The sequence below is a fragment of the Polaribacter sargassicola genome (assembly GCF_021991835.1).
GTDB lineage: Bacteria > Bacteroidota > Bacteroidia > Flavobacteriales > Flavobacteriaceae > Polaribacter > Polaribacter sargassicola.
In genome coordinates, this window is record NZ_JAHDAU010000004.1 from 69514 (window position 1) to 95646 (window position 26133).

Below are 26133 nucleotides of genomic sequence, written 5' to 3' on the forward strand. Positions count from 1 at the left end.
TTTATAAGTTAATTAATAATTGAATCTCACATATACTTACGAGTAAAAAGCAATGATGGTTTTAAAAAAGTTTTATTTTTTTTAAAAAAAACAAGAAAACCCTATAAACAAAGGGCAAATTGAAGGAAATATTTTTTATTTTTTTTACAAAAAGAGATTACAGCACTAAAAAATAGCGCTGTTTTTAAAAGATTTTTAGTCTTTAACAAAAAAATTATACTGTAATTTTTAGTCCATCGTAGGCCAAAAACACATTTTCTGGAAGCGCTTTAGAAACTTCTTCATGAAAACCTAACATGTGACTAATGTGAGTTAAATATGCTTTTTTAGGTTTTATTTCTTCAATTAAATCTAGAGCTTCTTGTAAATTAAAATGTGTTGGATGCTCATCTATTCTTAATGCATTAACTACTAAAACATCTAAATTTAATATTTTTTGTTTTTCTTCATCAGAAATAAACTTTACATCGGTTAAATAAGCAAAGTCATTAAATCTGTATGCAACAATTGGCAGTTTACCATGGTTAACTTTTATTGGTATTACCTTTAAATTACTAACAACAAAAGGTTCTTTGTCTATAACAAACGGTTTAACACTTGGTGCGCCAGGATATCTATTTACTTTGCTAAAAATATAATCAAACCTTTGCTCTAAATTAGAGAGCGTTCTTTGTATTAAATAAATAGGCATATCTCCTATTTTGTAACAAAAAGCACGTAAATCATCTAAACCACCAATATGGTCTGCATGTTCATGCGTAAAAAAAACACCATTTAAAGATTGTACATTTTCTCTTAACATTTGTTGTCTAAAATCTAAACCACAATCAACGGTATAAGAAACATCATCCCAAGAAATTAAAATAGAAGATCTTAAACGCTTATCTTTTATATCTTTAGAAATACATACAGGATGGTTATTTGCTATCATAGGTATACCTTGTGATGTACCTGTACCCAAAAAAGTAATATGTAGTTGTTTTTTGTTTGTTTCCATTTCAACAAAAATAAGATAAAAATTGACTGATAGCTGTCTAATTTATTACATTTGTTTTAAACGATAAAATAGTATCATATGGCAATTTCTTTAAAAGGAGATCAAGAAATTAGTAGTGTACCAACTACTAAAAGTAAAGCATTAAGAATAAATTTAAACAGAGATATTTACGGAACTTTTGCAGAAATTGGTGCAGGCCAAGAAACTGCTCGTAATTTTTTTAGATCTGGTGCTGCTTCTGGTACCATAGCAAAAGCAATGAGTGCATATGATAAAGATTTTTCTGATGCTATTTATGGTATGGAAGAAGATAAACGTTATGTTACACAACCTCGTTTAAAAAAAATGTTGGGTCACGAAATCGATTTAATGGAAGATCGACTTAGTAGAGCAAAACATCCTGATAAATTATTTTTCTCTTATGCAAATACTGTAACTACCATAGATTTTGCCAAGCAATTTAAAGGTCACGGTTGGGTTGGTATCCGTTTTCAGCTAGACCCTTTAGAAGGTTATAACGAAATTATTTTACACTTACGTTTTAAAGAAACAGACGCTCGTTTACAACAAGAAACGTTAGGTGTTTTAGGTGTAAACTTAATTTATGGTGCTTTCTACTTAAATGACAGTCCTAAAGATTTAATAAAATCTTTTTACGATAATTTAGGTAACGATCAGTTAGAAATTGACATGATTAATTTTGCTGGGCCACGTTTTATGTATGTAGACAACCGTTTAATGAGTTTACAATTATTAAAAAACGGAATGACAAACGCCGTTATGTTTGGTCCTGATGGAAACAACCTTTTACCTGCACAAGTACTTTACAAAAAAAATATTTTAGCTTTACGTGGTAGCTTTAGACCTGTTACTAAGGTAAATATGGATATGTACGAAAAATCTAAAAAATTATTTTTAGCAGAAAATAAAGTAGTAGAAAATAAAACTCAAGTTATTTTTGAAATTACATTAAGTAATCTTACATCCGAAGGAAAAATAAACGAAAGAGACTTTTTAGACAGAGCAGAATTACTATGTTCTCTTGGGCAGAATGTAATGATTACCAGTTTTCAACAATACTTTAAATTAGTAGAGTATTTTAGTGAGTTTACTAAAGAAAGAATGGGCTTAACTCTTGGTGGACAAAACCTTATAGAACTTTTTGAAGAAAAGTATTATAGAAATTTAAGTGGTGGAATCTTAGAAGCTTTTGGTAAATTATTTTATAGAGATTTAAAAGTGTACATGTACCCTTATCATGATACAAATTCTGATGAATACATTTCTGTAGAAAGTTTAAAGGTACACCCAAGAATGAAAGAATTATACAAATTCTTTAAAAATAACGGAAAACTTATAAATATTGACGACTTTGAAAAAGCAAATCTAGATATTTTTTCTCGTACAGTTTTAAAAATGATTCTACACGGAGAAGCAGGTTGGGAAGAAATGTTACCAGAAGGAATTGCAGAAATTATTAAACAAAAAAGACTATTTGGTTATTCTAGATCAAGAATAAAAAAATAAATTTTAAACCTTTTTATTTTTTTAAAGTCTAACAACCAGAATCTATATTATTTGACTGATGAAGCCGTTTTAATAGAACAATTAAAAAATGTTCTAACCAAAGAAAAAGCATTTAGAGTATTGATGAGTCAATACAAAGAACGCTTGTATTGGCATATTCGTAAAATTGTTATTTCTCATGATGATGCAGATGATGTTTTACAGAATACCTTTATCAAAATTTATAAAAATATAGATAAATTTAACCAAGAAAGTAAATTATTTTCTTGGATGTATAGAATTGCAACCAACGAGTCTATTACATTTATTAATAAAAGAGCTAAACAAAGAAATTTAGATATAGAGGATTATCAACAAGAATTAACATCTTCTTTAAAAAGTGATGAGTTTTTTACTGGTGATGAAATTGAAATAATATTACAAAAAGCAATAGCTACATTACCACAAAAACAACAGTTGGTTTTTAACATGAAATATTTTGATGAATTAAAGTATGATGAAATATCATCTATCTTAGAAACATCTGTAGGTTCTTTAAAAGCATCTTATTTTCATGCAGTTAAGAAAATAGAAAATTATATAAAATTTAAAACAGATTAAACCTTTTAATAAAAGTGAAGTCTAAATAGTACAATGGAAAATAAAATTAAAAATAGCGAAGAGTATTTAAACTCTAAATTAGGTAAGAAAAACAGTTTTTCTATACCTAAAAACTATTTTGATACTATTGACGACGTTATAGATTTAAAAATAACCGAAGAGAAATTACCTAAAGAAAATAGTTTTAAGGTACCTGATAATTATTTTAAAAATTTAGAGGATAATATTTTATCTAAAGTTACAGAAAAGAAAGAGCCAAAAGTAATTACGCTTAAAACTCGATTATTTAAAGTAATTCCTTTTGCAGCAGCAGCTTCTGTTATTTTATTTATAGGTTTAAATTCTTTTATTTTTAATAAAACAGACGATTTTACCCTAGATTCTCTTTCTGAACAAGAAATAGAAAATTGGTTAGAATACAACCCTATGAACTCTAATGATATTGCTCTTGTTTTACAAGAAGATATTTTAAGTGAAGATGATTTTTCTTTTTCTTCTATAAAGGATGAAACAATAGAAGATTACATAAACTCTATAGATAATTATTCTCTTTTTGAGGAATTAGATGAAAACTAAAATTATGAAAAAAATATTAACTTTTACATTTATTCTATTTCTTTGCAGCTTTTCTATAAATGCTCAGTCAAAAGATGGTAGAGAAAAAATTAAAGCTCTTAAAATTGCTTATTTAACAGAGCAATTAAATTTAACTTCTAGCGAAGCTCAAAAATTTTGGCCAATCTACAATAGTAATGATGAGAAACAACATTCTTTAAGATCTAAGATTAGAACAGAAATGAGAAAAGCTTTTAAAGAAAAAACTTCTATTTCTGAAAGTGAAGCTGAAAAAATAATTAAAATAAAACTTGATACTGATAAAGAAATTTATGAATGCCAGAGTAAATTTATTTCAGATATAAAAGAGATTATTTCTTATAAAAAAATTATTCAATTACAAATTGCTGAAATGGAGTTTGGACGAAAGTTGATGAATAAATATAAAAAAGGAAACTCCAAGTAAAAAATTAACTAAAAAAAAGGAAGCTTTTAAGCTTCCTTTTTTTTAGTTAATTAATGTCATACAAGAGTATAATTCAGGTTTATTTGCTGTAAATTGTCTTAACCAAATTGTTAGCTCATCTCTTTCATAAGGTAACAATCTACTTAATGCTTTTTCAACTTCTTTACAAAACAAATCTGAATTGAAACTTACTTTCTGTAGTACCGTTATCGTGTACTCAAACATTGCTCTAGCCATTTGTTTAATATTATTATATTAATGTAACGTCTATTATATCATTTTAGTATAGACAACCAAATTTAATAAAAAAGACCATCATTAAAAATAATGATGGTCTTAAATTTTCTTTAAAAATCTGTTAAGATTATAAGCTATTAATTTTTTCTACTAAACCTTTAGCTTTATCTTCTAATTCTTGATTAATTGATTTAAAGTGGGCTTTTTTGTTTTCTACTTTACTATCATTTACTTTAGAAATTAAACTATCAAACGTTTCAATAGCTTCATCAATAATTTCTTCACCTTTTTTTGGTGCATTTTTTAAAGCTGATACATCTAAAGCATACTCAATAACATCACCTAAAACGTAATTAATATCTTTTTTTAAGTTTTTAATACTTGCCATAACTTATTATAAATTTTAATGGTGCAAATTTAGTTGTTTTTATCTAATTGGTTCTTAAATTCTTCAAAAAATAAACCAATATGATATCCATCTGCTAAAGCATGGTTTACAGCAATAGCAACAGGCATTTTTATTTTATCATTTTCATTAAAAGTTTTACCAAAAGATAATTTAGGTATACTTTCATTTTTAACACCAGATTTAGGTTCTTTTTGGCTTGTAAAAGAAAACCAAGGTAAAGCAGAACAATAAATACAATCATCTGAGTTTATTGGTGGAAATAAATCTGTAGAACCTAAAATTCTTTCTTTTTCTTTTAAATAATTGTTATTAAACTCTTTTAAATCTTCAGAAAAATGAATGAAAGAAAAACCAAAAGTATGGTCTTTTCTAGCAATTGTTGCAGATGCATGTATTACATTACAAATAGCAATTTTATCTTCTTTAATTCTATATTTAAAATTTTCTATAGTATTTAATGCTTTTAAACAAGCATGTAAATACATTACAAAAAAAGAATACTCTAATTTTTTAGATTGGTTATAACATTTTGTTACATCAACATTTACAGTAACTGCAAAATATGGATCATCTAAATTTTTAAAATGATTAAAATGTTGTTTTCTGTTCCAGTTTTCAATATCTAAATATCTCATATAAATGAAATAATTTCTTTAATATTAGTTAGTGTTTTATAGGCAACATTATCTTTTTCTTTGTCATTTACTTCTTCATGTGCCCATGTTGTATGAAACGGAACGTGAATTGCGCTTGCGCCAATTGCTAATAATGGTAAAACATCTGATTTTAAAGAATTACCAATCATTAAAAATTCTGATGGTTTTATATCTAAATGCCTTATTAATTTTTCGTAGTCTTTTTCTTTTTTATCACTCATTACTTCTACATGATGAAAATATTGTAATAAATTAGATTTTTCTAGTTTACGTTCTTGGTCTAATAAATCTCCTTTTGTAGCAACAATTAGTTTATATTTTCCTTGTAATTTTTCTAGAACGTCTTCAATTCCGTCTAATAATTCAATTGGTTTCTCTAACATCTCTTTACCGATGTTTAAAATACTTTCTATTGTTTTTTGTGAAATTTGATAGTTAGACAATTCTAAAGCACTTTCTACCATAGACAATACAAAACCTTTAATTCCGTAACCATAAAGAGGTAAATTATCTATTTCTTTTTTAAAAAGCTCTTGATCTATTTTGTTTTGAGTTTCGTATTTAGCTAATAATTTTGCAAATTGATGTTCTGCATCTCTAAAATAAGTTTCATTAACCCATAAAGTATCATCTGCATCAAAAGCAATTACTTTAATCTCTTCACTTATTTTTGTCATTTTTATTATTTTAAAAACTGAATTGCCTTTTCTAAATCTTCTGGCGTATCTATACCAACAGCTTCTACATCTGTTTCTACCATTTTTATTTTCTTACCAATTTCTTGATACCTTATAGCTTCTATTTTTTCTGCAGCTTCTAAAGGTGTCATTGGTGTATTATAAAAATCGATTAAAGCCTGTTTTCTAAACGCATAAACACCTTTATGTTTGTAATATTTTACATTGATGTTTTTATCTCTGTGATACGGAATTACGCTTCTAGAAAAGTAAATTGCCATATTATTTACATCTGTAATAACCTTTACATTATTAGGGTTTTCTATATCTTCTTTATTAGTAATTTGTACTTTTAAAGAAGCTAAATCTACTTCTTTATTGGTATCTTTTTTAAAAACATCTATTAATTTAGATAGAGAAACAGCATCTATAAAAGGTTCATCGCCTTGTACATTTACAACTACATCAACATCAATATTTTCTACAGCTTCAGCAATTCTATCAGAACCACACTCGTGCTCTTTTTTACTCATTATTGCTTTTCCTCCTGCACTTTCAATAGTTTTAAAAATTACATCAGAATCTGTAACAATAAAAACGTCATCAAATAAATTTGTTTGTAATGCAGCTTCATAAGTTTTTAAGATAACTGGTTTTCCTCCTAAATCTTTCATTAATTTACCAGGAAAACGAGATGCACTATAACGTGCAGGAATCATTGCAATGATTTTCATAAATTACTTGATATAAACTTCTAAAAGTTCTGACTTTTCTTTAGAAATAATTTTAATATCCTTAATACAAGCTGGTACTAAAATAGTTTCTCCTGTTTTTAATTTTTCTGTTTGATCTTGATATTGAAACTCTACATTTCCTTCTACACACATATAAATTACAAAGCTATCTTTATCACTATGATTTATAGATAATTCTCCTTCTATTGGTAAAACATTTGTTGTAAAATATGGACAAGAAACAATTTCTGATGATGTATTTTGCTCTTTAGAATAAACTGTTTTGTAAGAATCTTGTGCAGAATAATCTATAGCATCTATAGCTTCTTCTGTATGTAATTCTCTATAAGTTCCGTCTGGGTTTGGTCTATCCCAGTCATAAATTCTATAAGTAATGTCTGATGTTTGTTGTATTTCTGCCAACATTACTCCTGCTCCTATGGCATGAACTCTACCTGTTGGAATAAAATAAACATCTCCTTTTTTAACTTCATCAACATTTAAAATATCTAATAAGGTTTTATTTTCTAAATGTTCTAAATATTCTTTTGATGTTACCTCTTTTTGAAAACCTACAATTAAATTAGATTTTTCATCTGCTTGCATTACGTACCACATTTCTGTTTTACCAAAAGAATTATGACGTTCTTTTGCCAAATCATCATGCGGATGTAATTGTATACTTAAAGCTTCTTTAGCATCTATAAACTTTATTAATAATGGAAATTTTTCACCAAAGTGATTGTAAATTTTTTCTCCCATTAATTCTGCTTTATACTCAGAAATTAACTCTTTTAAATCTTTACCTTTTAAATCGCCATTAGAAACAATAGAAGTATCTCCCTTAACATCAGAAAGTTCCCAACTTTCTCCAATATCCGTTCTATCAGAATCTTTATTTAATACTTTAATTAATTTTTCTCCTCCCCAAATTTTATCTTTTAAAATAGGTGTAAATTTTAGTAATTGTTTCATAATATTTTTTTAAAGGTTTTACTCCCCAGAATAAGTTACAAAATTTCTAGGAGTTTCATATAATTTGATAGATAAATCTAAATTTTCTATAATTTTTTTTCTAAGTTTATTGTAAATAACAATTGAAATATTTTCTGCTGTAGGATTTGTGTCTTTAAATTCATCTACTTCTAAATTTAAATTTTTATGATCAAAAGCATCTTCAATTTCAGACCTAATTAATTTTCTTAAAATAGCTAAATCCATTACAAAACCAGTTTCTTTATCAACTTCTCCTGTAACAGAAACTACTAATTCGTAATTGTGGCCGTGATAATTAGGATTGCTACATTTACCAAAAATTTCTAAATTTTTTTCATCAGACCATTCTTTTTTATACAACCTATGTGCTGCATTAAAATGGGCTTTTCTATGAATAGTTACTCTAGGCATTTGTTAATTTTTCAAAAGATTTATCAAAAATAATTTTAAACCACTCTGTATATTTTTGTGGATTATTTTCTATATCTATTTTAACATCTACTAAAGTCATCCATTTAAAATCTTCTACCTCATCTTTATTAATTAAAGGATCTTCATCATAATAACCAACCATAACATGGTCTAGCTCGTGCTCTGTTAATCCATTATCAAAAGGTGCTTTGTATATAAATGAAAAAACTTCTTTTATATCTGTTACAAAACCCATTTCTTCTTGTAGCCTTCTTTTGCCTGCTTCTAAATTAGTTTCTCCTTCTCTTTGATGAGAGCAGCAAGTATTTGTCCATAATAATGGCGAATGATATTTGTGTGCAGCTCTTTGTTGCAACATCAATTCTCCTTTTTTATTAAAAACAAAAACAGAAAAAGCTCTGTGTAAAACAGCTTTTTCATGTGCTTCCATTTTTGGCATTAATCCTATAGCATTATCATTCTCGTCAACTAAAACAACTTGTTCTTCCATAAAAGCAAAAATAACAAAATAGAATTTTATTAAAACATAAAATAAATACAAAACATTAAGAGATTTATATTCTTTTATTTTGATACTTTATATTTGTCTTATAAAACTTAATTCTTTATGAAATTTTTTAAACTTTTTTGCTTATTTATCTTTCTATCTATTTTTTATCAATGTAAAGAAGAAAAAAAAGTAGATATTCCTAAAAAGACAATTAAAAAAGAAAAAAAAATAGTAAAACGTTGGGATAGCTTAAACAGTAAAAATGTAGAAGCTTTTTTTACAGAATATGAGAAAAAAAACAAAGAAACCAAAGTTGTTATAAAAACCAAATTTGGTGATATAAAATTACGATTGTATGATGATACACCTATACATAGAGCTAACTTTATTTTCTTAACCAAAATTAAATATTTTAATACTACAGAATTTTATAGAGTAGCTAAAAACTTTGTAATACAAGGTGGTAATTCTGATGAAACTTATACCAAACAACAACGAAGGTTGTACGGAAATTATTTAATAAAACCAGAATTTAGAAAAAATAGAACTCATAAATACGGAGCTTTAGCAGCTACCAGATACTGGGAAAACAACCCAAATAAACTATCAAATCCTTTTGAGTTTTATATTGTTCATAATAGAAAAGGTGCTCATCATTTAAATAATGAACATACTGTTTTTGGTGAAGTAATTTCTGGTTTTGATACTATGGATAAAATTGCAGAAGTAAAAGTTGGGGTAGATGAATGGCCTACTAAAGACATACGTATGACTGTAGAAATTTTAGATTGATATTTCTCTTTGTAAAACCTATCTTTGCAGCTCAAAATTTGTAGATGAGTTTTTTAAAAGAGATAGCACGTAGAAGAACATTTGGTATTATATCGCATCCAGATGCTGGTAAAACCACTTTAACAGAAAAATTATTACTTTTTGGTGGAGCAATACAAGAAGCAGGAGCCGTAAAAAATAATAAAATAAAAAAAGGAGCAACTTCCGATTTTATGGAAATTGAACGCCAAAGAGGTATTTCTGTTGCTACTTCTGTTTTAGCTTTTATTTATAAAGATAAAAAAATAAACATTTTAGATACACCTGGGCATAAAGATTTTGCCGAAGATACTTTTAGAACTTTAACTGCTGTAGATAGTGTTATTGTTGTTATTGATGTTGCTAAAGGTGTAGAGCCACAAACCGAAAAATTAGTAGAGGTTTGCAGAATGAGAAATATACCAATGCTAGTTTTTATTAACAAGCTAGATAGAGAAGGTAAAGATGCTTTTGATTTATTAGATGAAGTAGAGCAAAAACTAGGTTTGCGTGTAACACCTATGAGTTTCCCTATTGGTATGGGCTACGATTTTAAAGGGATATATAATATCTGGGAAAAGAAATTAAACCTTTTTTCTGGTGATAATAAAACATCTATTTCTGAAGGTGTAGAATTTAATGATTTATCTAATCCAGAATTAGACAAAATTGTTGGAGAGACAGCAGCAGAAACTTTACGTGAAGAAATAGAATTAATTGGTGAGGTTTATCCAGATTTTAACCAAGATGAATATTTAAAAGGTCAATTACAACCTGTATTTTTTGGTTCTGCTTTAAATAATTTTGGAGTAAAAGAATTATTAGATGCTTTTATAGAAATTGCACCTTCTCCACAACCTAAAAAAGCAGAAGAACGTTTAGTAGATTCTAAAGAAACAAAATTAACAGGTTTTGTTTTTAAAATTCATGCCAATATGGATCCTAAACACAGAGACAGATTAGCTTTCATCAAAATTGTTTCTGGTACTTTTAAAAGAAACTCTCCTTATCTACACGTTAGAAACGGTAAAAAAGTAAAATTTTCTAGTCCGAATGCTTTTTTTGCAGAGAAAAAAGAAATTGTAGACGAATCTTTTCCTGGAGATATTGTAGGTATACACGATACCGGAAACTTTAAAATTGGAGATACTTTAACAGAAGGAGAACAACTAAACTTTAAAGGAATTCCGAGTTTTTCTCCAGAACATTTCCGTTACGTAAATAACGCAGACCCAATGAAATCTAAACAATTATATAAAGGTTTAGACCAATTAATGGATGAGGGTGTTGCGCAATTATTTACCTTAGACATGAATGGTCGTAAAGTTGTTGGTACAGTTGGTGCTTTACAATATGAAGTTATACAATATCGTTTAGAGCATGAATATGGTGCAAAATGTACTTATGAAAACTTACAAGTTCATAAAGCTTGTTGGGTAGATCCAGAAGACAGTAAAAATGAAGAATTTAAAGAGTTTAAACGAGTAAAACAACGCTATTTAGCTAAAGACAAACAAGGACAATTAGTTTTTTTAGCTGATTCTGCTTTTACTATACAAATGACACAAAGTAAATATCCTTCTGTGAAGTTACATTTTACCAGTGAATTTAAATAAAAAATCATGAAGTATCAGTTGTTTTTTTGGTGTCTAATTTTTAGCATTCTATATGGAAATGCGCAAGAAAAAAACACCATAAACACACCTGAAAAATATACTATAAATAAAAAAGTAAGACTAAATTACATACCTGTAAGCATGCCTAAAAAAGTAGGAAATGCTAACGGAGAAAATATGGATTTGGGAGGATTACATTACCTAATACCTATAAACAACCTTTTTTACGGAGGAATTAATACACATGCCGCATTGTTTGGAAATCAAGGTGGTTTATTTACACTTGGTATAGAATTAGGTTATCATCAGCAAATATTTTCTAATGTCTATTTAGATGCAAATTTAGACTTTGGTGGTGGTGGCGGTTACCGTGCTATAATTAACAAAGGAGCTTATATTAATCCTAATATTGGTTTAAGTTATCATTTCCCTAAATTTAATATGGGATTACAGTACAGTCACTTTAATTTCTATACAGGAAGTATTAAAAGTAACTCACTATCATTTTTTCTAGAAATACCCACAGATTTTAGTATATCAAAATACCAAAATAGTAACGAAACTTATACCATAGATAGTAAATCTCCTTGGAACAAAGCATTTAGCAAAGACGGTTTTATTGTTAAATTCGATCAATTTTTTCCGTTTGGTGGAACAAGAAAAGATGCAGAACAAAATTCAGAATTAATTACTCATACACTTTACTTAATAGGTTTTGAATATCAAAAATATATCTCAGAAAATAGTTTTGTTTTTATTCATACAGATGCTATTTACAAAGGTTTAGAGGCTGGATTTATGGATATTTTTGGAGGGTTAGGTTACGAACCTTTTCATACTAAATATGTAGATGGATTTGCTAAGCTTGCTTTAGGAGCTTCTGGAGGTAGAATTCAAGCTGAAGGTGGTGCTACAATCTACCCTACAATCGGGTTAGATTTTAAACTATTTTCTAATTTTACTCTTAGTACACACGCGGGTTATGTAAGAGCTTTAGATGGTGATTTTGAAGCTTATGCTTTAGGAGCTGGACTAAAGTATATTAGTAAAACGGGCGGAACCTATGATAGGTATCAAACAGAAAAAAAGACACAAAAATTAAAAGCAAAAGGAATTAGAGTTAGTGCTCAACACCAAACTTATTTTAAACTAAAAAGATTCGAAAGAGAAAATAGAGGTCCTATAGATTTACATTTAATTGCACTGCAATTAAATTATGACATTTCTCCTTATCTATACTTAGCAGGTCAAACAGCATTTGCATATGAGGCTACTTATCTAGAAGATGATGAAAACAATAAATTAGGTGCTGGAGGTTATGCCGACGGAATGGTTGGATTGGGAACCTATTCGCCTATATTTGCAGCACAAAGATTACAGCTATTTGCAGAGGCTTTTATTGGTGCTGGAGGTGGAGCTGGTATTGATACTGGCGAAGGAGTAATTGCTAAAATAAAAGTAGGCTCTTACGTTAGAATTAACAATTATTTATCTGCTTTAATTTCTGGAGGAAAAGTACTTTCTCCTACTACAGGACTAAATTCAAATAATATAAACTTAGGATTAAGTGTAGATTTCTCTACATTAAAATCCATTTTTTAAATAAATAGAAAGATGAACAACGGATTATACGCAAAATTTATCACGTCAAAAGGTGATATTTTAGTGAAATTAGAAGAAAAAAAAACACCTGGAACAGTTGGTAATTTTGTAGCCTTAGCAGAAGGTAATTTAGAAAATTCTGCAAAGCAACAAGGAACTCCTTATTATGATGGTTTAAAATTTCATAGAGTAATTCCTGATTTTATGATACAAGGTGGTTGTCCTTTAGGAACAGGAACAGGAAACCCTGGTTATAAATTTGATGATGAATTTCACCCTGACTTAAAACATGATGCTCCTGGTAAATTAGCTATGGCTAATTCTGGGCCTGCAACAAACGGAAGTCAATTTTATATTACTCACGTTCCTACACCTTGGTTAGATGGTAAACATACTGTTTTTGGATCTGTAATTGAAGGACAAGATGTAGTAGATGCAGTTGCACAAGGTGATGAAATGAAAGTAGAAATTATAAAAGTTGGTAAAGAAGCAGAAGCTTTTAATGCTATTGAAGCTTTTAGAACTTTTGAAGGAGCTAGAGAGCAACGTGAAGCTGAAGAAAAAGCTAAACAAAAAGAATTATTAGATTCTGTTGCGGCTGGTTATGAAGAGACTAAAAGCGGATTGCGTTATCAAATTTTACAAAAAGGAACTGGAAAAAAAGCTACTAAAGGAGCTGGAGTATCTGTTCATTATAAAGGACAATTATTAGACGGAACAGTCTTTGATTCTTCATACAAAAGAAAACAACCTATAGATTTTAATGTAGGTGTTGGACAAGTAATTTCTGGTTGGGACGAAGGAATTCAATTATTACAAGTAGGAGACAAAGCTCGTTTTGTAATTCCTTCTAATTTAGCTTACGGTGCTGCAGGTGCAGGAGGTGTAATACCACCAAACGCTACTTTAATTTTTGATGTTGAATTAATGGATGTAAAATAAAATTTTAATTTTAATTTTAATTTTATAATAAACATAAAAAAAACCAAAGTATGTTACTTTGGTTTTTTTTATGTTTTATAACAATGATTCTTTTAAACCTTCTTCAATATTTTTCCAAAAAAAGTTCCAAAAAGACTTGGTTTTATCTCTTTCTACTCCTTCAATTTTAACCTTTACCATACCATCTTTGGCAGAATCTTTAACAAAAATGTTAGCTAAGAAACTTAGTATTTTATCTAACTCTCTTTCTTCATTTAAAATTTTAACCTTAAAGTTTTTAAAATCAATATTAAACTCACCATTAGAAACATGGTTATTTCCTTCAAAATCAAAATCCATTCTATTTATAAATCCTTCCATTTTAACATTCATAGCAGGAGAAATATAAGAACTCATGTTTTTTGATGTTACATTTTTTAAAGTACCTCTAATTCTAAATTCATCTTGTAAATTATTTATAGCAAAAGTATATTTTACATCTAATGGAGATGAATTCATAAAATTAGCTTTTAAAACAAACTCTGTATCTGTAGTATTTTTTTTACTATTATCTATATTTTTAATAGATACATTTAAATCATTAAAAACTAATACACCTGGCGCTTTTTCTTTATCTGTAAGCTCTTTATAAATTAATTTAGAATTATTTATACCTAATTCTTTTATTTGTAAATGAAATGGTAATTCTCTTAAAACTTTACTGTATAAACCTTTATTTTTATAGGAAGTAGAAAAATGAGTTTTGTCTAAAAATAATTCAAAATTCATATTAGAAATATCTAATTTTTCAGTTAAAACAGACATACTATCAGACGGTAATACTCTAAAACTTGAAGACTTTATTTTTTCTATTTTTAAGGATATTAATTCTTTTTCTTCTTTTACATATTTAATGTAGTTAGATTCATCTTTTAATGGATTAAGTGCTAAATCATCAATAACAAGTAAATTATTATCTATAAAAATTCTACCTACATTTAGTTCTTGAATTTCAGATACTTTTCTTTTAATATCAGAAATTTCAATATTTAAATCATCATATAAAAAAGGAATAATTGAGTTCTTATTATCATTAAGTACTATATCTTTTATAGTTATATTTATTTTTTTCGCCTCTGTTTTTTTAGAGTTAATATCTTCTATATTTAGAGTACCATTTAAAACTTTTAAACTATGTATTTTAAAACCTTTTTGTTTTTTATTAATCGTGTTTTTTTCTGATTTTCCTTTTAAAGTATCATTAGCTATTTTCCCTGATAACTCAGGTTTTTTAATGATTACAGAGTTTATAGAAATATCATTATTAATTAATAATTTATAATATGAAATCCCTTGTATATCAATCAATTTAGATTTAAAGAACAAACTGTCTTTTTTTATTTCTACTTCAGATAAACTTAAATTACCTAATAAAATATTAGAAGAAGATTTACTTTTAAACTCGATTCCTTTTTCTTTTAACTCACTACCTATTAGTGAATTAATTTTCTTAGCAACAAAAAAATTTAACAAAAAAAAGGAAAGTAATAGTATCACAAAAAATATAATACTTCTCTTAAATTTATTAGAATTCTTATTCATTAAACTATTTTTATTAGGTATAACTTACTATTTTAATTTTAGTTTTTAAATTTTGTGCAATACAAAAGTATTAAAACCGCCAACAAACAATTCTTGTTACCTTGTTACCTTGATTCATTGGGATTACTTTAAACTCAATAACACCAAGTTTTTTTGATGACTTTTCTAAACTTACTACATTTTCTTTTTTAGAAACCAAACTTGTAAACCATTTACTTTTGTTTTTAAATAATGAACTTTCGTATAAATAATTATGTAAAAAAGCTTTTTCGCCTCCTAAATACCATAGTTCATTATTATTTCCAGAAAAATTTCTAACAGCATTATTTCCTAAATTTTTAGTCTTTCTTCTATTAGCTCCTTGTGCTTCTTCTGCAGATTTATAAAAAGGAGGATTGCACATTGTTGCAGAAAAAAAATCATCTTCTTTTAAAATACCTTTTAAAATATTTTGTTCATTAAATTGTTGTCTAAGTTTTATATTAGAATCTAAATCATTATCATCTATTATATCTTGTGCAGAATCTAAAGAATTTAAATCTATATCAGATCCTACAAATTTCCAGTTGTATTCTGCTACACCTAATAATGGATAAATACAAGTTGCTCCTGTACCAATATCTAAAATTTTAATCTCTTTTTCTAAAGAAAGTAAATCTGATAGATGATGAATATAATCTAAACGACCTGGTATTGGTGGACATAAATTTTCATCAGAAAAAATCCATTTAGAAATTTTTGAATATGAAAATAACAATGCTTTGTTAAGCTCTTTTACTGCAACCGGATTTGAAAAATCTATACTTAAGTTTCCATAATCATTATTAAAAATAAATTCTTTTAAGTTAGGGTTATCCTTAATTAATTCATCAAAATTATAACCTTTATTAAATTTATTCTTAGGATGTAATCCTTTTTCTCTCATATTTTTTAATTTAATCATTATAAGAAGTAATTAATTTATTACTTCAAAGAAATAATTCTCCGAAAAACAAATACGTAAACACCTGTTTTTCAATTACATAAAATCAAAACCACTAAAACACTAATACTACATAAGTACTACATAGAAAAAACATTTGCTAATAAGCTCTAAATTTGCACATATATTTATTCTCCCAAGTAAATACCCCCAAAATAAAAAAAGAGCCATTTGTATAAATGGCTTTTTTATTTACAATTTACTTAAATAACCTTGTAAGGTTTCGTTTTCTAATTCTAATTTTTTCTTTATTCTGTACCTTGTTGTTTCAACACTTCTTGCTGATAAATTTATAATATTTGCAACTTCTTTACTTTTTAAATTTACAGCAACGTAGGCACAATGCTTTTGTTCATTAATAGATAATTTTGGTGATTTCTCTAAAAGCTTTTCAAAAAAATCTGGTCTATTTTTTTCAAATTGAATTTTAAATTCTTCCCATATATCTTCTTCAGAAATAATTTGCTCTAAAGCTCTATTAATAGTAAACAATTTACTAGTTTTTATAGTTGTATTATTCTCTATTAACTTATTAACTTTCTTTATAATATTATTAACGGCATCTTTATAATTAGATATTTTTAATGTCTTTGTTAATAAAGATTGTTTATTAAACTTTAAAAGAGAATTTATTTCCTCGTTTTTAGATATTAAAGTATCGTGTGTTTCTTTTAATTTTAATAAGTTTTGTTTAAGTTCTGAATTTAAATTTTCTTTTTCTTTAACAAGAGTTCTTAATTGGTTAGAATATTTGTATCTATTATAAGCAAATAAAAAACTAATTATTAAAAATAAAACACCACCAACTATAATAATTCTTTGTCTTAAAATTAAACCTTCTTTACTTAATAATAATTCATTTTCTAAATTATTTTCAAGTTCTAAAAACCGACCAATTCTATCAGAATTTTCTTCATTTAAAACTATTGATAAAGAATCTGAAGCTTTCATATAATTGTAAGCCAAATTAAGTTTATTCTGCTTTCTATTTAACTCTGCATAAACCGAATATATTTCTCTATAAGACTTTGTTGTATTTATTAAAATGTCTTCTTTTTTAAGTTCATTAATAACTTTTATAGATTTAGATAAATTAATTTCTGCTAAATTAAATTCTCCTTTATTCATGTAAGCCTCTGCCAATAATGTGTAAAAGGACCTTAATCTATTTTTTTTAGCATCAATATTTTCAATTATACTTACTCCTCTATTTGCACATATTATAACTTCATCCCATTTTTTTTCTTGTATATAAATTTTACTCAGGTTAATGTAAGAATCTACAATAAAAGACTTATCCTCTTCTTTTTCTCCGTAAAAAATGGCTTTTTTGTAATAATTAATAGAAGATAAGTTATCTTGTTTAAGATGATAAAATATACCTAACAAATTGTTAGAAACTGCTTTAATTACATTCTCATCACAACCATTAGAAATACTAACTGCTTTTTTTGCATTTATTAAAAAATCTTGATCATTATTTAATGTACGGTTTTTTACAGCTCTTAAATGATATACTTTACTTATAAGACAAGTATCTTTAAGTACGGTATTATTTTGGTCTAAAAAAAATAATACCGGAATTAAGCTTTTTGTATCGTCTTCTAATTCTGCTTTTAAAAAAGCATTCTCTATTTTTATTCCTAAATTATCAATAGTAACTTTATCTTTACTATTATTATCAGAGCAACTTTTAAAAATTAAAATAATTAGAAATAGGTAAAAATTTCGTAATAGCATTAACTTTTTTTAAAAGTTAAATTTACAAAGTAATTACTATAAATTCAAGCGATAAAGGCTTTTGAGCTATTTTTAATGATTTCACAAATAAAGAGCCATATTCTAAGTAATACTCAGAAAAATTACGTTGACGCTCTTCTAAACTTTGATTAGGTAAGATTTCATTTTGCAAAAATGTAATTCTATCAACTAAATCTTTTTGTCTCTTTTTTTCTGCTTTTAACAAACGTTTTTGTAAATTTTGTAACCCTTTTATCTGTTTTCTTTCTTGGGCATTTACAGCATTTTTAAAAGATATATCTGTTTTAATTGCTACTTTTTGTAATTCTGAAAATTGTTTTTCTAAAAATTGAATTTTTTCATCAAAATCTATTTTAATATCAGAGTTTTCAACTACTTTTTTTGATAATAATTTAAATTGATCTAAAAATAATTCTTCTAAAGAAATATCTAACCTTTTTAACTTTTTAGCTTGTTTTTCTGATATAATTTGTACGGAATTACGCAACAACAAAATAGGAAAAGGAATTTCTACTTTATTAAAATAATCTTTTAACTCTAACCAATAAGCCATCTCTCCTCCTCCACCAAGGTAACAAATATTTGGTAAAATTACTTCTTGATACAAAGGTCTCATAATTACATTTGGCGAAAATGCTTTCGGATTTTTATCTACCTCCTTTAAAATTTCTTCTTTTGTAAATGTAATTTCTGTATTATTAATTTTGTAAACTCCATCTTCAAAAACAATGCGTTCTCTAAAATTATTACCCAAATAAAACAAATTAATTTCTCTTGGGTTTACCTGAATTTTATAGTTTTTCTCTAATCTTTCTATAGTTTTAGATACTTCTTTAAATGATGTTCCGTTTTCTAATTCGTCTTTTACAATTGGTGTAAATAATTGCTTTAAACTTTTATCATCACCATCAACAATAACCAAACCATAATCTGTAAATAATGTATTAGCTATATAACGAGTTGCTGCAGCTAAATTATTATGTTTTAAATACGCATCAGAAAATAATTTTTTAAGAAATTCTGCATTTCTAGAATTTCCTAAATGGCTAGAAAAAACTTCAAAAACATCTTCTAATCCTTCTGTAGAAAAACGCCCAACAGCACCACTTTCTTCACTATTCCATTGTACTTTTTTACCATCAAAATTAAAATAGTTAATTTCGTCAAAATCATGATCTTCTGTTGCCATCCAATAAATTGGGACAAAATTTTGATCAGGAAATTTATCTGATAATTCTTCGCATAAATTTATAGCTGTTATAATTTTATACAAAAAATAAAGAGGACCAGTAAACAAATTTAATTGATGACCGGTTGTAATTGTAAACGTATTTTGCTGTTTTAATAAAGCTATATTTTCTTCTGTTTTTTCTGATATTTTAAAACCTTTGTATTGTTTTTTTAAAGCATCAACTAAAACTAATCTTGTTTGTAATCTAAAAGATTCTTGTTTTTCTTCTATCTGGTTATAAAAACCAGAAATATTTGGAAAATTATTATAAAATGGTTGTATTTCTTTTTGTTTCTCTAAGTAATCTATCATTGTTTTAGAGAAAAAACCTGTGTTTTTAAATGGAATTTGTGTTACTTTCATACTTAACTTAAAATAACACTTTTTGGCAACAATCAGAATCTGATGTAACGTTCATACTTTTTATCTATTTTTTTATAAAAATACAAATATTTTAAACCTTTGTCGAAAACCTAAAATTAATCTAACAAACTTTTAACAAGTTTCTCTTTTTTTTATAGAATCTCAAAAAAAAATAATCGTTACTTTTGGTTTAAAATATATTTATATGAAGCTTAAACTATTACTTTTTAGTGCTTTCTTTACAATAGGAAGCTTATTTTCTCAAACAATACAATCTCCATCAGAATTTTTAGGTTATGAAATTGGTAGCCGTTTTACAAGGCATCATAAAGTAGTAGATTATTTTAAATACGTAAGCGAAACTTTATCTAATGTTAAATTAGAAAAATATGGAGAAACTAATGAACATAGACCTTTATATGTAAGCTATATTTCTTCACAAGAAAATATTGATAACTTAGAAAATATCAGAAAAAATAATCTTGCTCAAACAGGTATTATTGATGGTAATACAGATAATAAAAAAGCAATAGTTTGGTTAAGTTATAATGTACATGGTAACGAAGCTTCTAGCACAGAAGCCTCTATGTTAACTATTTACGAACTAGTAACTAATAAAAAAGATTGGTTACAAAACACAGTTATTATCATGGATCCTTGTATAAATCCTGATGGAAGAGACAGATATGTAAACTGGTATAACCAAGTTAAAAGCACTCCTTTTGATATCAATCAAGACGCTAAAGAACATAATGAGCCTTGGCCAGGAGGAAGACCAAACCATTATTTGTTTGATTTAAATAGAGATTGGGCTTGGGTAACTCAAATAGAGTCTCAACAAAGAGTTAAAATGTACAATAAATGGATGCCACATGTACATGTAGATTTTCATGAACAAGGTATAAACAGCCCTTATTATTTTGCTCCTGCTGCAGAACCTTTTCATGAAGTTATTACAGATTGGCAAAGAAATTTTCAAACACAAGTAGGAAAAAATAATGCAAGTTATTTTGATAAAGAAGGTTGGTTATATTTTACAAAAGAAAGTTTTGATCTTTTATACCCAAGTTACGGAGATACTTACCCAATTTATATGGGTGCTATTGGTATGACGTTTGAGCAAGCTGGTCATGGGCGTGCTGGTTTAGGTATAAACACCAATGAAGGTGAAGTTTTAACTTTAAAAGATAGAGCAACACACCATATGACAACGGGATTATCTACCGTAGAAATTTCATCAAAAAATGCAGAAAAATTAAATATAGAATTTAAAAAATTCTTTAAAAACAATAATTCTGACTATAAAAGTTTTGTGTTAAAAAACGATAACGATGATAAAACAAATCGTTTAAAAAACTTACTAGATCAGCATGAAATTAAGTATGAATACGCAAATGGTGAAATTATAAAAGGATATAACTATAACTCGCTAAAAGAAGATAAATTTTCTACTTCTAAAGGAGATTTAGTAATTCATACAGATCAACCAAAAGGAACAATGGTTAAGGTTTTGTTTGAACCTAAAGCCAAATTAGTAGATTCTTTAACTTATGATATTACTGCTTGGTCTTTGCCTTACGCTTATGGTTTTAATGCAATTGCTTCTAAAACCAAAGTTAATTCGATTACTACTACAACCACAAAAAGCATTACTAATTCTATTGATAAAAATGCTTATGCTTACATTGCCAAATGGAATAGCATTGAAGATGCAACTTTTTTAGCTGCTATATTAAAAGAAAATATTACACCTCGTTTTGCTGAAAAGCCATTTTCTTTAGAAGGAAATTCTTACAAAAGAGGAACTTTAATTATTTTAAGAAACGATAATCGTTTTGATAATTTTGATGAAAAATTATTAAAAATAGCAAATAATAATGATCGAAAAATTCAAGCAGTTTCTACAGGTTTTGTTGATACTGGTTTAGATTTTGGTTCTTACAGTGTAAAACCAATCAAAAAACAAAAAGTTGCTTTACTTTCTGGAGAAGGAACTTCTTCTTTAAGTTTTGGTGAAATTTGGCACTTTTTTGAACAAGAATTAAAATATCCATTAACTATTTTAAATTCTGATTATTTTAGTAGAACAGATTTTTCTAAATATGACGTTATAATAATACCTAACGGTCGTTACGGAGATGTTTTAGATAAAAATACGTTAGATAAACTATCTACTTTTACGCGTTCTGGAGGAACTTTAGTAACCATTGGTGGTGCTTTAAACAGTTTTGCTAACAAAAAAGGTTATGCTCTAAAAAGAAAAGAATCTAAAGAAAAATCAACTGAAAGTAATTTAACTCCTTATGAAGAGCAAGAAAGAAAAAGTATAGGGCATTTAATTACTGGTGCTATATTTAAAAGTAAAGTTGATGCTACACATCCTTTAGCTTTTGGTTATAATAACGAATATTTTTCTTTAAAATTAAGTGGATCTACTTATAACTATTTAGAAAACGGAAGTAATGTTGCTTATTTTGATAAAGGAACAAAAAATGTTTCTGGTTATGCAGGTAGCAAAGCTGTTAAAAATGTACCAGAATCTTTGTTGTTTGGAGAAGAACAAAAAGGTAGAGGAAGCATTATTTATATGGTAGACAATCCTTTATTTAGATCTTTTTGGGATAATGGAAAATTATTTTTAGCAAACGCTGTTTTTCTATTAAATTCTGATAATTTAAATTAATAAAGACTTTCAATTAAAACAAAAAACCACTCAAACGAGTGGTTTTTTTATATGTTTATTTTTTGTTTTTCTTTTGATGTAAAGGAACTGGTTTTTCTTGTTTAACAACTGGTGTACCATATAAATCATAATCTCCAGCATCATGGATTTTTATATCTATAAACTCTCCTATTTTAATATAATGTTCTTTTGCATCTACAATTACATCATTATCTACGTCTGGTGAATCAAACTCTGTTCTTCCATAAAAATATTCGCCATCTTTTCTATCAAACAAACATCTAAATGTTTTTCCTATTTTTTCTTGATTCAACTCCCAAGAAATTTGAGATTGTACCTCCATAATTTCATTTACACGTTTAAACTTTACATCGGCTGGCACATCGTCTTCTAAAACATACGCTCCTGTATTTTCTTCATGAGAATACTCAAAAGCACCCAAACGCTCAAAACGCATTTCTTCTACCCAATCTTTTAATTCTTGAAACATTTCTTCCGTTTCACCAGGATAACCAACAATTAATGTAGTTCTAATTGCCATTTCTGGTACTGCTTCTCTAAATTTATGAATTAAAGCGGTTGTTTTTTCATGAGTTGTTCCTCTTTTCATAGATTTTAACAACTCAGTATTAATATGTTGTAACGGAATATCTAAATAATTACACACTTTTGGTTCGCGTTTCATCACTTCTAAAACATCCATAGGAAAACCAGAAGGAAAAGCATAATGTAAACGAATCCATTCAATTCCGTCTACTTTTACCAAAGCTTCTAACAAATCTGCTAAAGCTCTTTTTTTGTAAATATCTAATCCGTAATAAGTTAAATCTTGTGCGATTAACATTATTTCTTTTATCCCTTTTTCTGCTAATTTTGTAGCTTCTATTACAATTTCTTCAATTGGTGTAGAAACGTGTTTACCTCTCATTAACGGAATTGCACAAAAAGAACAAGGTCTATCGCAACCTTCTGCAATTTTTAAATATGCGTAATGTTTTGGTGTTGTTGTTAAACGCTCTCCAATTAATTCATGCTTATAATCTGCTTCTAAAGCTTGTAAAAGATTTGGCAAATCATGCGTACCAAAATACTGATCTACATTTTTAATCTCATTTTCTAAATCTGGTTTATAACGTTCACTTAAACACCCAGAAACAAAAACTTTATCAATTTCACCAGCTTCTTTTCTTTGTGCATAATGCAAAATAGTATCAATAGATTCTTCTTTTGCTTTACCAATAAATCCACAAGTATTAATTACAACAATATTTCCATCATCATTTTCATCTTCATGAACAACCTCTTTTCCGTTTGCTTTTAATTGTCCCATTAAAACCTCGCTGTCATAAACGTTTTTAGAACAACCTAAAGTTACTACGTTTATCTTATTTTTTTTGATGGTTTTTGTACGCATTTCCTATTTTTTAGAGAGTGCAAATATACAGCTAAATTATAGTTTTTCTATAAAGTTTTATTATTGCTTGGTAAAACCATTTTAGTTTTTTTATATATTTTTTCTTTAAGATAAAAAAGCGCAAGTTTTTCAATTAAAATACATCTAAATTATAGAACCATTTTTTTACCTTATGAAAGAATTATTAAAAATTTTCACTTTAATCTTAATTGCATTTTTTTTGTCTTGTTCAAATAATTCTAACTTAACCGAAATAAGTGATACTGATGATGAAATAATTGAATGTTCTTCTGATATTGTTTTTGATACAAGTAGAGGAGATTGTAACGAAACATTAGATTTTGCATCAGAATTTACAATGCAAATCAATACAGAAAGTAGAATTATCTCTGCAAATAGTATTCCAGAACATCAAGTTGGTCTTTTTGGTAAAGTACAAAATGCGTTAAATCCTAATGCAATATCAGCACAAAACGAAACGTACACAATTACTACAAACCCTACAGATTCTGGTGAGTTAACAGCTCTTTTAGGTGCAAACGGACCGAGATATAGGTTTGGTGTTTTATTAAATGGTGTAGAATTAGACCCTGTTGCAGCAGAACCATTTCCGCACAATGGCGTTTTAGATCCCAATGTAAATTGGGAATGGAATTTAGAAGCTTTAAACGTACAATTGGGTTTAGATTGTAGTAATGCACATGTACAACCTTCTGGTCAATATCATTATCATGGTAAACCTACATTATATCTAGAAAATTTAAATATTTCTACTACAAAAATGACTTTAATTGGATATGCAGCAGATGGTTTTCCTATTTACTACAAATACGCATATTCTGATGCCAACGACAATACATCTACCATAATAGAAATGACTTCTAGTTATCAACTTAAAACTGGAGATAGACCTGGTGATGGAATTACTGCTCCTTGCGGAGTATATACTGGAGTTTATTCTGCTGATTATGAGTACGTAGAAAACGCAGGAACTTTAGACGAAACAAATGGAAGAACGGGTGTTACACCAGAATACCCATTAGGAACTTTTTATTATGTTTTAACAGATGAGTTTCCTAGTATACCGCGTTATTTTAGAGGAACACCTTCTGATGATTTTGGCTTTTAATAAATTATGATACAGAAAAAGTTCCTTTTATTTTTAATTATACTACCTTTTTTTGCATTTGCACATGATGCGAATAAAACATTTTTTAAAATTGTACAAAGTGATGATTCAATTATAGTAAATGCAGAATTTCCTTGGACACTTAGAAATGCTCTATTAAAATTTAAACCAGAATTAAAAAATAGTAAAAATAAAATTGATTTTAAAAACGCTTTTTTTGATTATGTAGCAATAAATTTTATCCTAAAAGATAAAAACGGACAAATAATAGAGTTACTAAAAATTGAAGAAGATAAAAGTGTAAATACTCATTCTCATCAAAATAATTATATTTTTTATTTTGATAACGGTATTTTTTACGAAATACAGAATACTCTATTATTTAATGAAAATAAAAATCAAGAAAATTTTCATTTCATAGTTTTAGAAAATCAAAAATTTACTCGGATTACAGACAATAAAAATTATAATTTCAACATTTATAAATCAACAACAAACTATTTATATTGGTTAATAATTCCTTTTCTACTATTACTTATTCTTTTCTTTTTTAAAAAATATATTTTAATTGAATAATTAACAAAACTAAAACATACCAACTAGTATTTTTAGTTAACTTTGCCTTATGCAGCAAGAACTAAAATCGGAAATAACAAAACAACTTATTATTGATAAAGCTTTTAACTTGTTTTATGAAAACGGTTTTAAAACAACTAGTATAGATAAAATAATGAAAGAAACCACTTTAAGTAAAGGTGCTTTTTATCATCATTACAAAAGTAAAAAAGAACTAGGTTTAGAAGTAATTAGTTTAAAAGTTGAAAAAAGAGTTGTAGACGGAATGATCTCCCCTTTAAAAGAACCAGGAGATGCCTTTAAAATTCTTGAAACTGTATTTGTAAATCGTTTAAAAAAATTTCCTTTTTATGATAAACAATACGGCTGCCCAATGAATAATTTAATTAATGAAATTGGTAGTGATGAAATTGCATACCAAACTGCTTTAAAAAAAATTATTGAAGATTGGAAAACAATATTAGTAGATCTAATAGAGAGAGGGAAAAAAGAAAATTCTATTAAGAAAAATATTTCTAGCAAAGCTGTTGCGGTTTATTTAATTAGTGCTTTTGAAGGTATTAGAGGTATTAGAAAACTTTATAATGATGATGTTGTTTTAGATGAATTTACAACTGGTTTGACACTATACTTAAATCAAATAAAAAAATAATTTTTTTTTCGCTAA

General features: G+C 27.1%; 26 protein-coding genes. 12 read left to right on the plus strand and 14 right to left on the minus strand.

The window, feature by feature from the left end; all coding sequences use genetic code 11:
• Positions 1–214: 214 nt before the first annotated feature.
• A complete protein-coding gene (locus tag KI686_RS07890; RefSeq protein WP_237588735.1) occupies positions 215–997 on the minus strand; it encodes an MBL fold metallo-hydrolase in 783 nt (260 codons plus the stop codon).
• Between the two features lie 78 nt (positions 998–1075).
• On the opposite strand from KI686_RS07890, the gene KI686_RS07895 reads away from it, so the two are divergent.
• From KI686_RS07895 to KI686_RS07910, 4 genes are read left to right on the plus strand one after another with little or no spacing between them, the layout of a single operon-like run.
• The gene (locus KI686_RS07895; protein ID WP_237588736.1) at positions 1076–2524 is read left to right on the plus strand and encodes a TonB-dependent receptor; all 1449 of its coding nucleotides are present in this window, start codon (positions 1076–1078) and stop codon (positions 2522–2524) included.
• 51 nt (positions 2525–2575) lie between these two features.
• Positions 2576–3124: an RNA polymerase sigma factor gene (locus tag KI686_RS07900; protein ID WP_237588737.1), complete on the plus strand. Its 549-nt coding sequence runs from the start codon at positions 2576–2578 to the stop codon at positions 3122–3124.
• Between the two features lie 33 nt (positions 3125–3157).
• Positions 3158–3700, plus strand: coding sequence for a hypothetical protein (locus tag KI686_RS07905; RefSeq protein ID WP_237588738.1), 543 nt, complete (start codon positions 3158–3160; stop codon positions 3698–3700).
• 4 nt (positions 3701–3704) lie between these two features.
• Positions 3705–4145: a sensor of ECF-type sigma factor gene (locus KI686_RS07910; RefSeq protein ID WP_237588739.1), complete on the plus strand. Its 441-nt coding sequence runs from the start codon at positions 3705–3707 to the stop codon at positions 4143–4145.
• Positions 4146–4187: 42 nt separating this feature from the next.
• Here the strand turns inward: KI686_RS07910 and KI686_RS07915 are convergent, their stop codons facing one another.
• The 8 genes from KI686_RS07915 to idi form a co-directional block, all read right to left on the minus strand.
• On the minus strand, positions 4188–4382 hold the full coding sequence (locus tag KI686_RS07915) for a hypothetical protein (protein ID WP_237588740.1): 195 nt from the start codon (positions 4380–4382) through the stop codon (positions 4188–4190).
• Between the two features lie 127 nt (positions 4383–4509).
• A complete protein-coding gene (locus KI686_RS07920) occupies positions 4510–4770 on the minus strand; it encodes a hypothetical protein (protein ID WP_237588741.1) in 261 nt (86 codons plus the stop codon).
• Between the two features lie 29 nt (positions 4771–4799).
• A complete protein-coding gene (locus KI686_RS07925; RefSeq protein WP_237588742.1) occupies positions 4800–5426 on the minus strand; it encodes a chloramphenicol acetyltransferase in 627 nt (208 codons plus the stop codon).
• Positions 5423–6124 carry an HAD family hydrolase gene (locus KI686_RS07930; protein WP_237588743.1) on the minus strand — a complete coding sequence of 234 codons (702 nt, stop codon included), beginning with the start codon at positions 6122–6124 and terminating at the stop codon, positions 5423–5425. The genes KI686_RS07925 and KI686_RS07930 overlap by 4 nt, the downstream gene beginning before the upstream one ends.
• A gap of 5 nt (positions 6125–6129) precedes the next feature.
• Complete coding sequence (kdsB, locus tag KI686_RS07935) at positions 6130–6858, minus strand: 3-deoxy-manno-octulosonate cytidylyltransferase (RefSeq protein WP_237588744.1); 729 nt, start codon at positions 6856–6858, stop codon at positions 6130–6132.
• A 3-nt stretch (positions 6859–6861) separates the two neighbouring features.
• A complete protein-coding gene (locus KI686_RS07940; RefSeq protein ID WP_237588745.1) occupies positions 6862–7833 on the minus strand; it encodes a type I phosphomannose isomerase catalytic subunit in 972 nt (323 codons plus the stop codon).
• Positions 7834–7851: 18 nt separating this feature from the next.
• Positions 7852–8265: a 6-pyruvoyl trahydropterin synthase family protein gene (locus KI686_RS07945; protein WP_237588746.1), complete on the minus strand. Its 414-nt coding sequence runs from the start codon at positions 8263–8265 to the stop codon at positions 7852–7854.
• Positions 8258–8776: an isopentenyl-diphosphate Delta-isomerase gene (idi, locus tag KI686_RS07950; protein WP_237588747.1), complete on the minus strand. Its 519-nt coding sequence runs from the start codon at positions 8774–8776 to the stop codon at positions 8258–8260. The genes KI686_RS07945 and idi overlap by 8 nt, the downstream gene beginning before the upstream one ends.
• 117 nt (positions 8777–8893) lie before the next feature.
• On the opposite strand from idi, the gene KI686_RS07955 reads away from it, so the two are divergent.
• The 4 genes from KI686_RS07955 to KI686_RS07970 are packed head-to-tail and all read left to right on the plus strand — an operon-like array spanning position 8894 to position 13746.
• Positions 8894–9568 (plus strand): peptidylprolyl isomerase, encoded by a 675-nt coding sequence (locus KI686_RS07955; RefSeq protein WP_237588748.1) that lies wholly within the window; start codon positions 8894–8896, stop codon positions 9566–9568.
• Positions 9569–9612: 44 nt separating this feature from the next.
• On the plus strand, positions 9613–11202 hold the full coding sequence (locus KI686_RS07960) for a peptide chain release factor 3 (RefSeq protein ID WP_237588749.1): 1590 nt from the start codon (positions 9613–9615) through the stop codon (positions 11200–11202).
• Between the two features lie 6 nt (positions 11203–11208).
• A complete protein-coding gene (locus KI686_RS07965; RefSeq protein ID WP_237588750.1) occupies positions 11209–12804 on the plus strand; it encodes a hypothetical protein in 1596 nt (531 codons plus the stop codon).
• A gap of 12 nt (positions 12805–12816) precedes the next feature.
• Entirely contained in the window at positions 12817–13746 is a 930-nt protein-coding gene (locus KI686_RS07970) for a peptidylprolyl isomerase (RefSeq protein ID WP_237588751.1), read from the plus strand.
• A gap of 75 nt (positions 13747–13821) precedes the next feature.
• Here the strand turns inward: KI686_RS07970 and KI686_RS07975 are convergent, their stop codons facing one another.
• The 4 genes from KI686_RS07975 to bshC form a co-directional block, all read right to left on the minus strand.
• Positions 13822–15327: a DUF748 domain-containing protein gene (locus KI686_RS07975; protein ID WP_237588752.1), complete on the minus strand. Its 1506-nt coding sequence runs from the start codon at positions 15325–15327 to the stop codon at positions 13822–13824.
• A 70-nt stretch (positions 15328–15397) separates the two neighbouring features.
• Complete coding sequence (rlmF, locus tag KI686_RS07980) at positions 15398–16252, minus strand: 23S rRNA (adenine(1618)-N(6))-methyltransferase RlmF (RefSeq protein ID WP_237588976.1); 855 nt, start codon at positions 16250–16252, stop codon at positions 15398–15400.
• 249 nt (positions 16253–16501) lie between these two features.
• Positions 16502–18049 (minus strand): helix-turn-helix domain-containing protein, encoded by a 1548-nt coding sequence (locus KI686_RS07985; protein WP_237588753.1) that lies wholly within the window; start codon positions 18047–18049, stop codon positions 16502–16504.
• A gap of 22 nt (positions 18050–18071) precedes the next feature.
• Positions 18072–19664, minus strand: coding sequence for a bacillithiol biosynthesis cysteine-adding enzyme BshC (gene bshC / locus KI686_RS07990; RefSeq protein WP_237588754.1), 1593 nt, complete (start codon positions 19662–19664; stop codon positions 18072–18074).
• A 205-nt stretch (positions 19665–19869) separates the two neighbouring features.
• Here bshC and KI686_RS07995 point away from each other — a divergent pair, with 205 nt between their 5' ends.
• Positions 19870–22347 carry a M14 family metallopeptidase gene (locus KI686_RS07995; RefSeq protein WP_237588755.1) on the plus strand — a complete coding sequence of 826 codons (2478 nt, stop codon included), beginning with the start codon at positions 19870–19872 and terminating at the stop codon, positions 22345–22347.
• A gap of 55 nt (positions 22348–22402) precedes the next feature.
• On the opposite strand, the gene rimO is transcribed toward KI686_RS07995, so the two are convergent.
• Positions 22403–23761, minus strand: a complete 1359-nt coding sequence (gene rimO, locus KI686_RS08000) for a 30S ribosomal protein S12 methylthiotransferase RimO (protein ID WP_237588756.1) — start codon at positions 23759–23761, stop codon at positions 22403–22405.
• A 172-nt stretch (positions 23762–23933) separates the two neighbouring features.
• Here rimO and KI686_RS08005 point away from each other — a divergent pair, with 172 nt between their 5' ends.
• From KI686_RS08005 to KI686_RS08015, 3 genes are read left to right on the plus strand one after another with little or no spacing between them, the layout of a single operon-like run.
• Positions 23934–24890 carry a YHYH protein gene (locus KI686_RS08005; RefSeq protein ID WP_237588757.1) on the plus strand — a complete coding sequence of 319 codons (957 nt, stop codon included), beginning with the start codon at positions 23934–23936 and terminating at the stop codon, positions 24888–24890.
• A 6-nt stretch (positions 24891–24896) separates the two neighbouring features.
• Positions 24897–25466: a hypothetical protein gene (locus tag KI686_RS08010; RefSeq protein WP_237588758.1), complete on the plus strand. Its 570-nt coding sequence runs from the start codon at positions 24897–24899 to the stop codon at positions 25464–25466.
• A gap of 49 nt (positions 25467–25515) precedes the next feature.
• On the plus strand, positions 25516–26118 hold the full coding sequence (locus KI686_RS08015; protein WP_237588759.1) for a TetR/AcrR family transcriptional regulator: 603 nt from the start codon (positions 25516–25518) through the stop codon (positions 26116–26118).
• Positions 26119–26133: the final 15 nt, after the last annotated feature.

Excerpts from the sequence above, each read along its gene's own strand:
- KI686_RS07890 (WP_237588735.1), bottom strand. The coding sequence starts at position 997 with ATGGAAACAAACAAAAAACAACTACATATTACTTTTTTGGGTACAGGT.
- KI686_RS07895 (WP_237588736.1), top strand. The coding sequence starts at position 1,076 with ATGGCAATTTCTTTAAAAGGAGATCAAGAAATTAGTAGTGTACCAACT.
- KI686_RS07905 (WP_237588738.1), top strand. The coding sequence starts at position 3,158 with ATGGAAAATAAAATTAAAAATAGCGAAGAGTATTTAAACTCTAAATTA.
- KI686_RS07910 (WP_237588739.1), top strand. The coding sequence starts at position 3,705 with ATGAAAAAAATATTAACTTTTACATTTATTCTATTTCTTTGCAGCTTT.
- KI686_RS07915 (WP_237588740.1), bottom strand. The coding sequence starts at position 4,382 with ATGGCTAGAGCAATGTTTGAGTACACGATAACGGTACTACAGAAAGTA.
- KI686_RS07920 (WP_237588741.1), bottom strand. The coding sequence starts at position 4,770 with ATGGCAAGTATTAAAAACTTAAAAAAAGATATTAATTACGTTTTAGGT.
- KI686_RS07925 (WP_237588742.1), bottom strand. The coding sequence starts at position 5,426 with ATGAGATATTTAGATATTGAAAACTGGAACAGAAAACAACATTTTAAT.
- KI686_RS07930 (WP_237588743.1), bottom strand. The coding sequence starts at position 6,124 with ATGACAAAAATAAGTGAAGAGATTAAAGTAATTGCTTTTGATGCAGAT.
- kdsB (WP_237588744.1), bottom strand. The coding sequence starts at position 6,858 with ATGAAAATCATTGCAATGATTCCTGCACGTTATAGTGCATCTCGTTTT.
- KI686_RS07940 (WP_237588745.1), bottom strand. The coding sequence starts at position 7,833 with ATGAAACAATTACTAAAATTTACACCTATTTTAAAAGATAAAATTTGG.
- KI686_RS07945 (WP_237588746.1), bottom strand. The coding sequence starts at position 8,265 with ATGCCTAGAGTAACTATTCATAGAAAAGCCCATTTTAATGCAGCACAT.
- idi (WP_237588747.1), bottom strand. The coding sequence starts at position 8,776 with ATGGAAGAACAAGTTGTTTTAGTTGACGAGAATGATAATGCTATAGGA.
- KI686_RS07955 (WP_237588748.1), top strand. The coding sequence starts at position 8,894 with ATGAAATTTTTTAAACTTTTTTGCTTATTTATCTTTCTATCTATTTTT.
- KI686_RS07960 (WP_237588749.1), top strand. The coding sequence starts at position 9,613 with ATGAGTTTTTTAAAAGAGATAGCACGTAGAAGAACATTTGGTATTATA.
- KI686_RS07965 (WP_237588750.1), top strand. The coding sequence starts at position 11,209 with ATGAAGTATCAGTTGTTTTTTTGGTGTCTAATTTTTAGCATTCTATAT.
- KI686_RS07970 (WP_237588751.1), top strand. The coding sequence starts at position 12,817 with ATGAACAACGGATTATACGCAAAATTTATCACGTCAAAAGGTGATATT.
- KI686_RS07975 (WP_237588752.1), bottom strand. The coding sequence starts at position 15,327 with ATGAATAAGAATTCTAATAAATTTAAGAGAAGTATTATATTTTTTGTG.
- rlmF (WP_237588976.1), bottom strand. The coding sequence starts at position 16,252 with ATGAGAGAAAAAGGATTACATCCTAAGAATAAATTTAATAAAGGTTAT.
- KI686_RS07985 (WP_237588753.1), bottom strand. The coding sequence starts at position 18,049 with ATGCTATTACGAAATTTTTACCTATTTCTAATTATTTTAATTTTTAAA.
- bshC (WP_237588754.1), bottom strand. The coding sequence starts at position 19,664 with ATGAAAGTAACACAAATTCCATTTAAAAACACAGGTTTTTTCTCTAAA.
- KI686_RS07995 (WP_237588755.1), top strand. The coding sequence starts at position 19,870 with ATGAAGCTTAAACTATTACTTTTTAGTGCTTTCTTTACAATAGGAAGC.
- rimO (WP_237588756.1), bottom strand. The coding sequence starts at position 23,761 with ATGCGTACAAAAACCATCAAAAAAAATAAGATAAACGTAGTAACTTTA.
- KI686_RS08005 (WP_237588757.1), top strand. The coding sequence starts at position 23,934 with ATGAAAGAATTATTAAAAATTTTCACTTTAATCTTAATTGCATTTTTT.
- KI686_RS08010 (WP_237588758.1), top strand. The coding sequence starts at position 24,897 with ATGATACAGAAAAAGTTCCTTTTATTTTTAATTATACTACCTTTTTTT.
- KI686_RS08015 (WP_237588759.1), top strand. The coding sequence starts at position 25,516 with ATGCAGCAAGAACTAAAATCGGAAATAACAAAACAACTTATTATTGAT.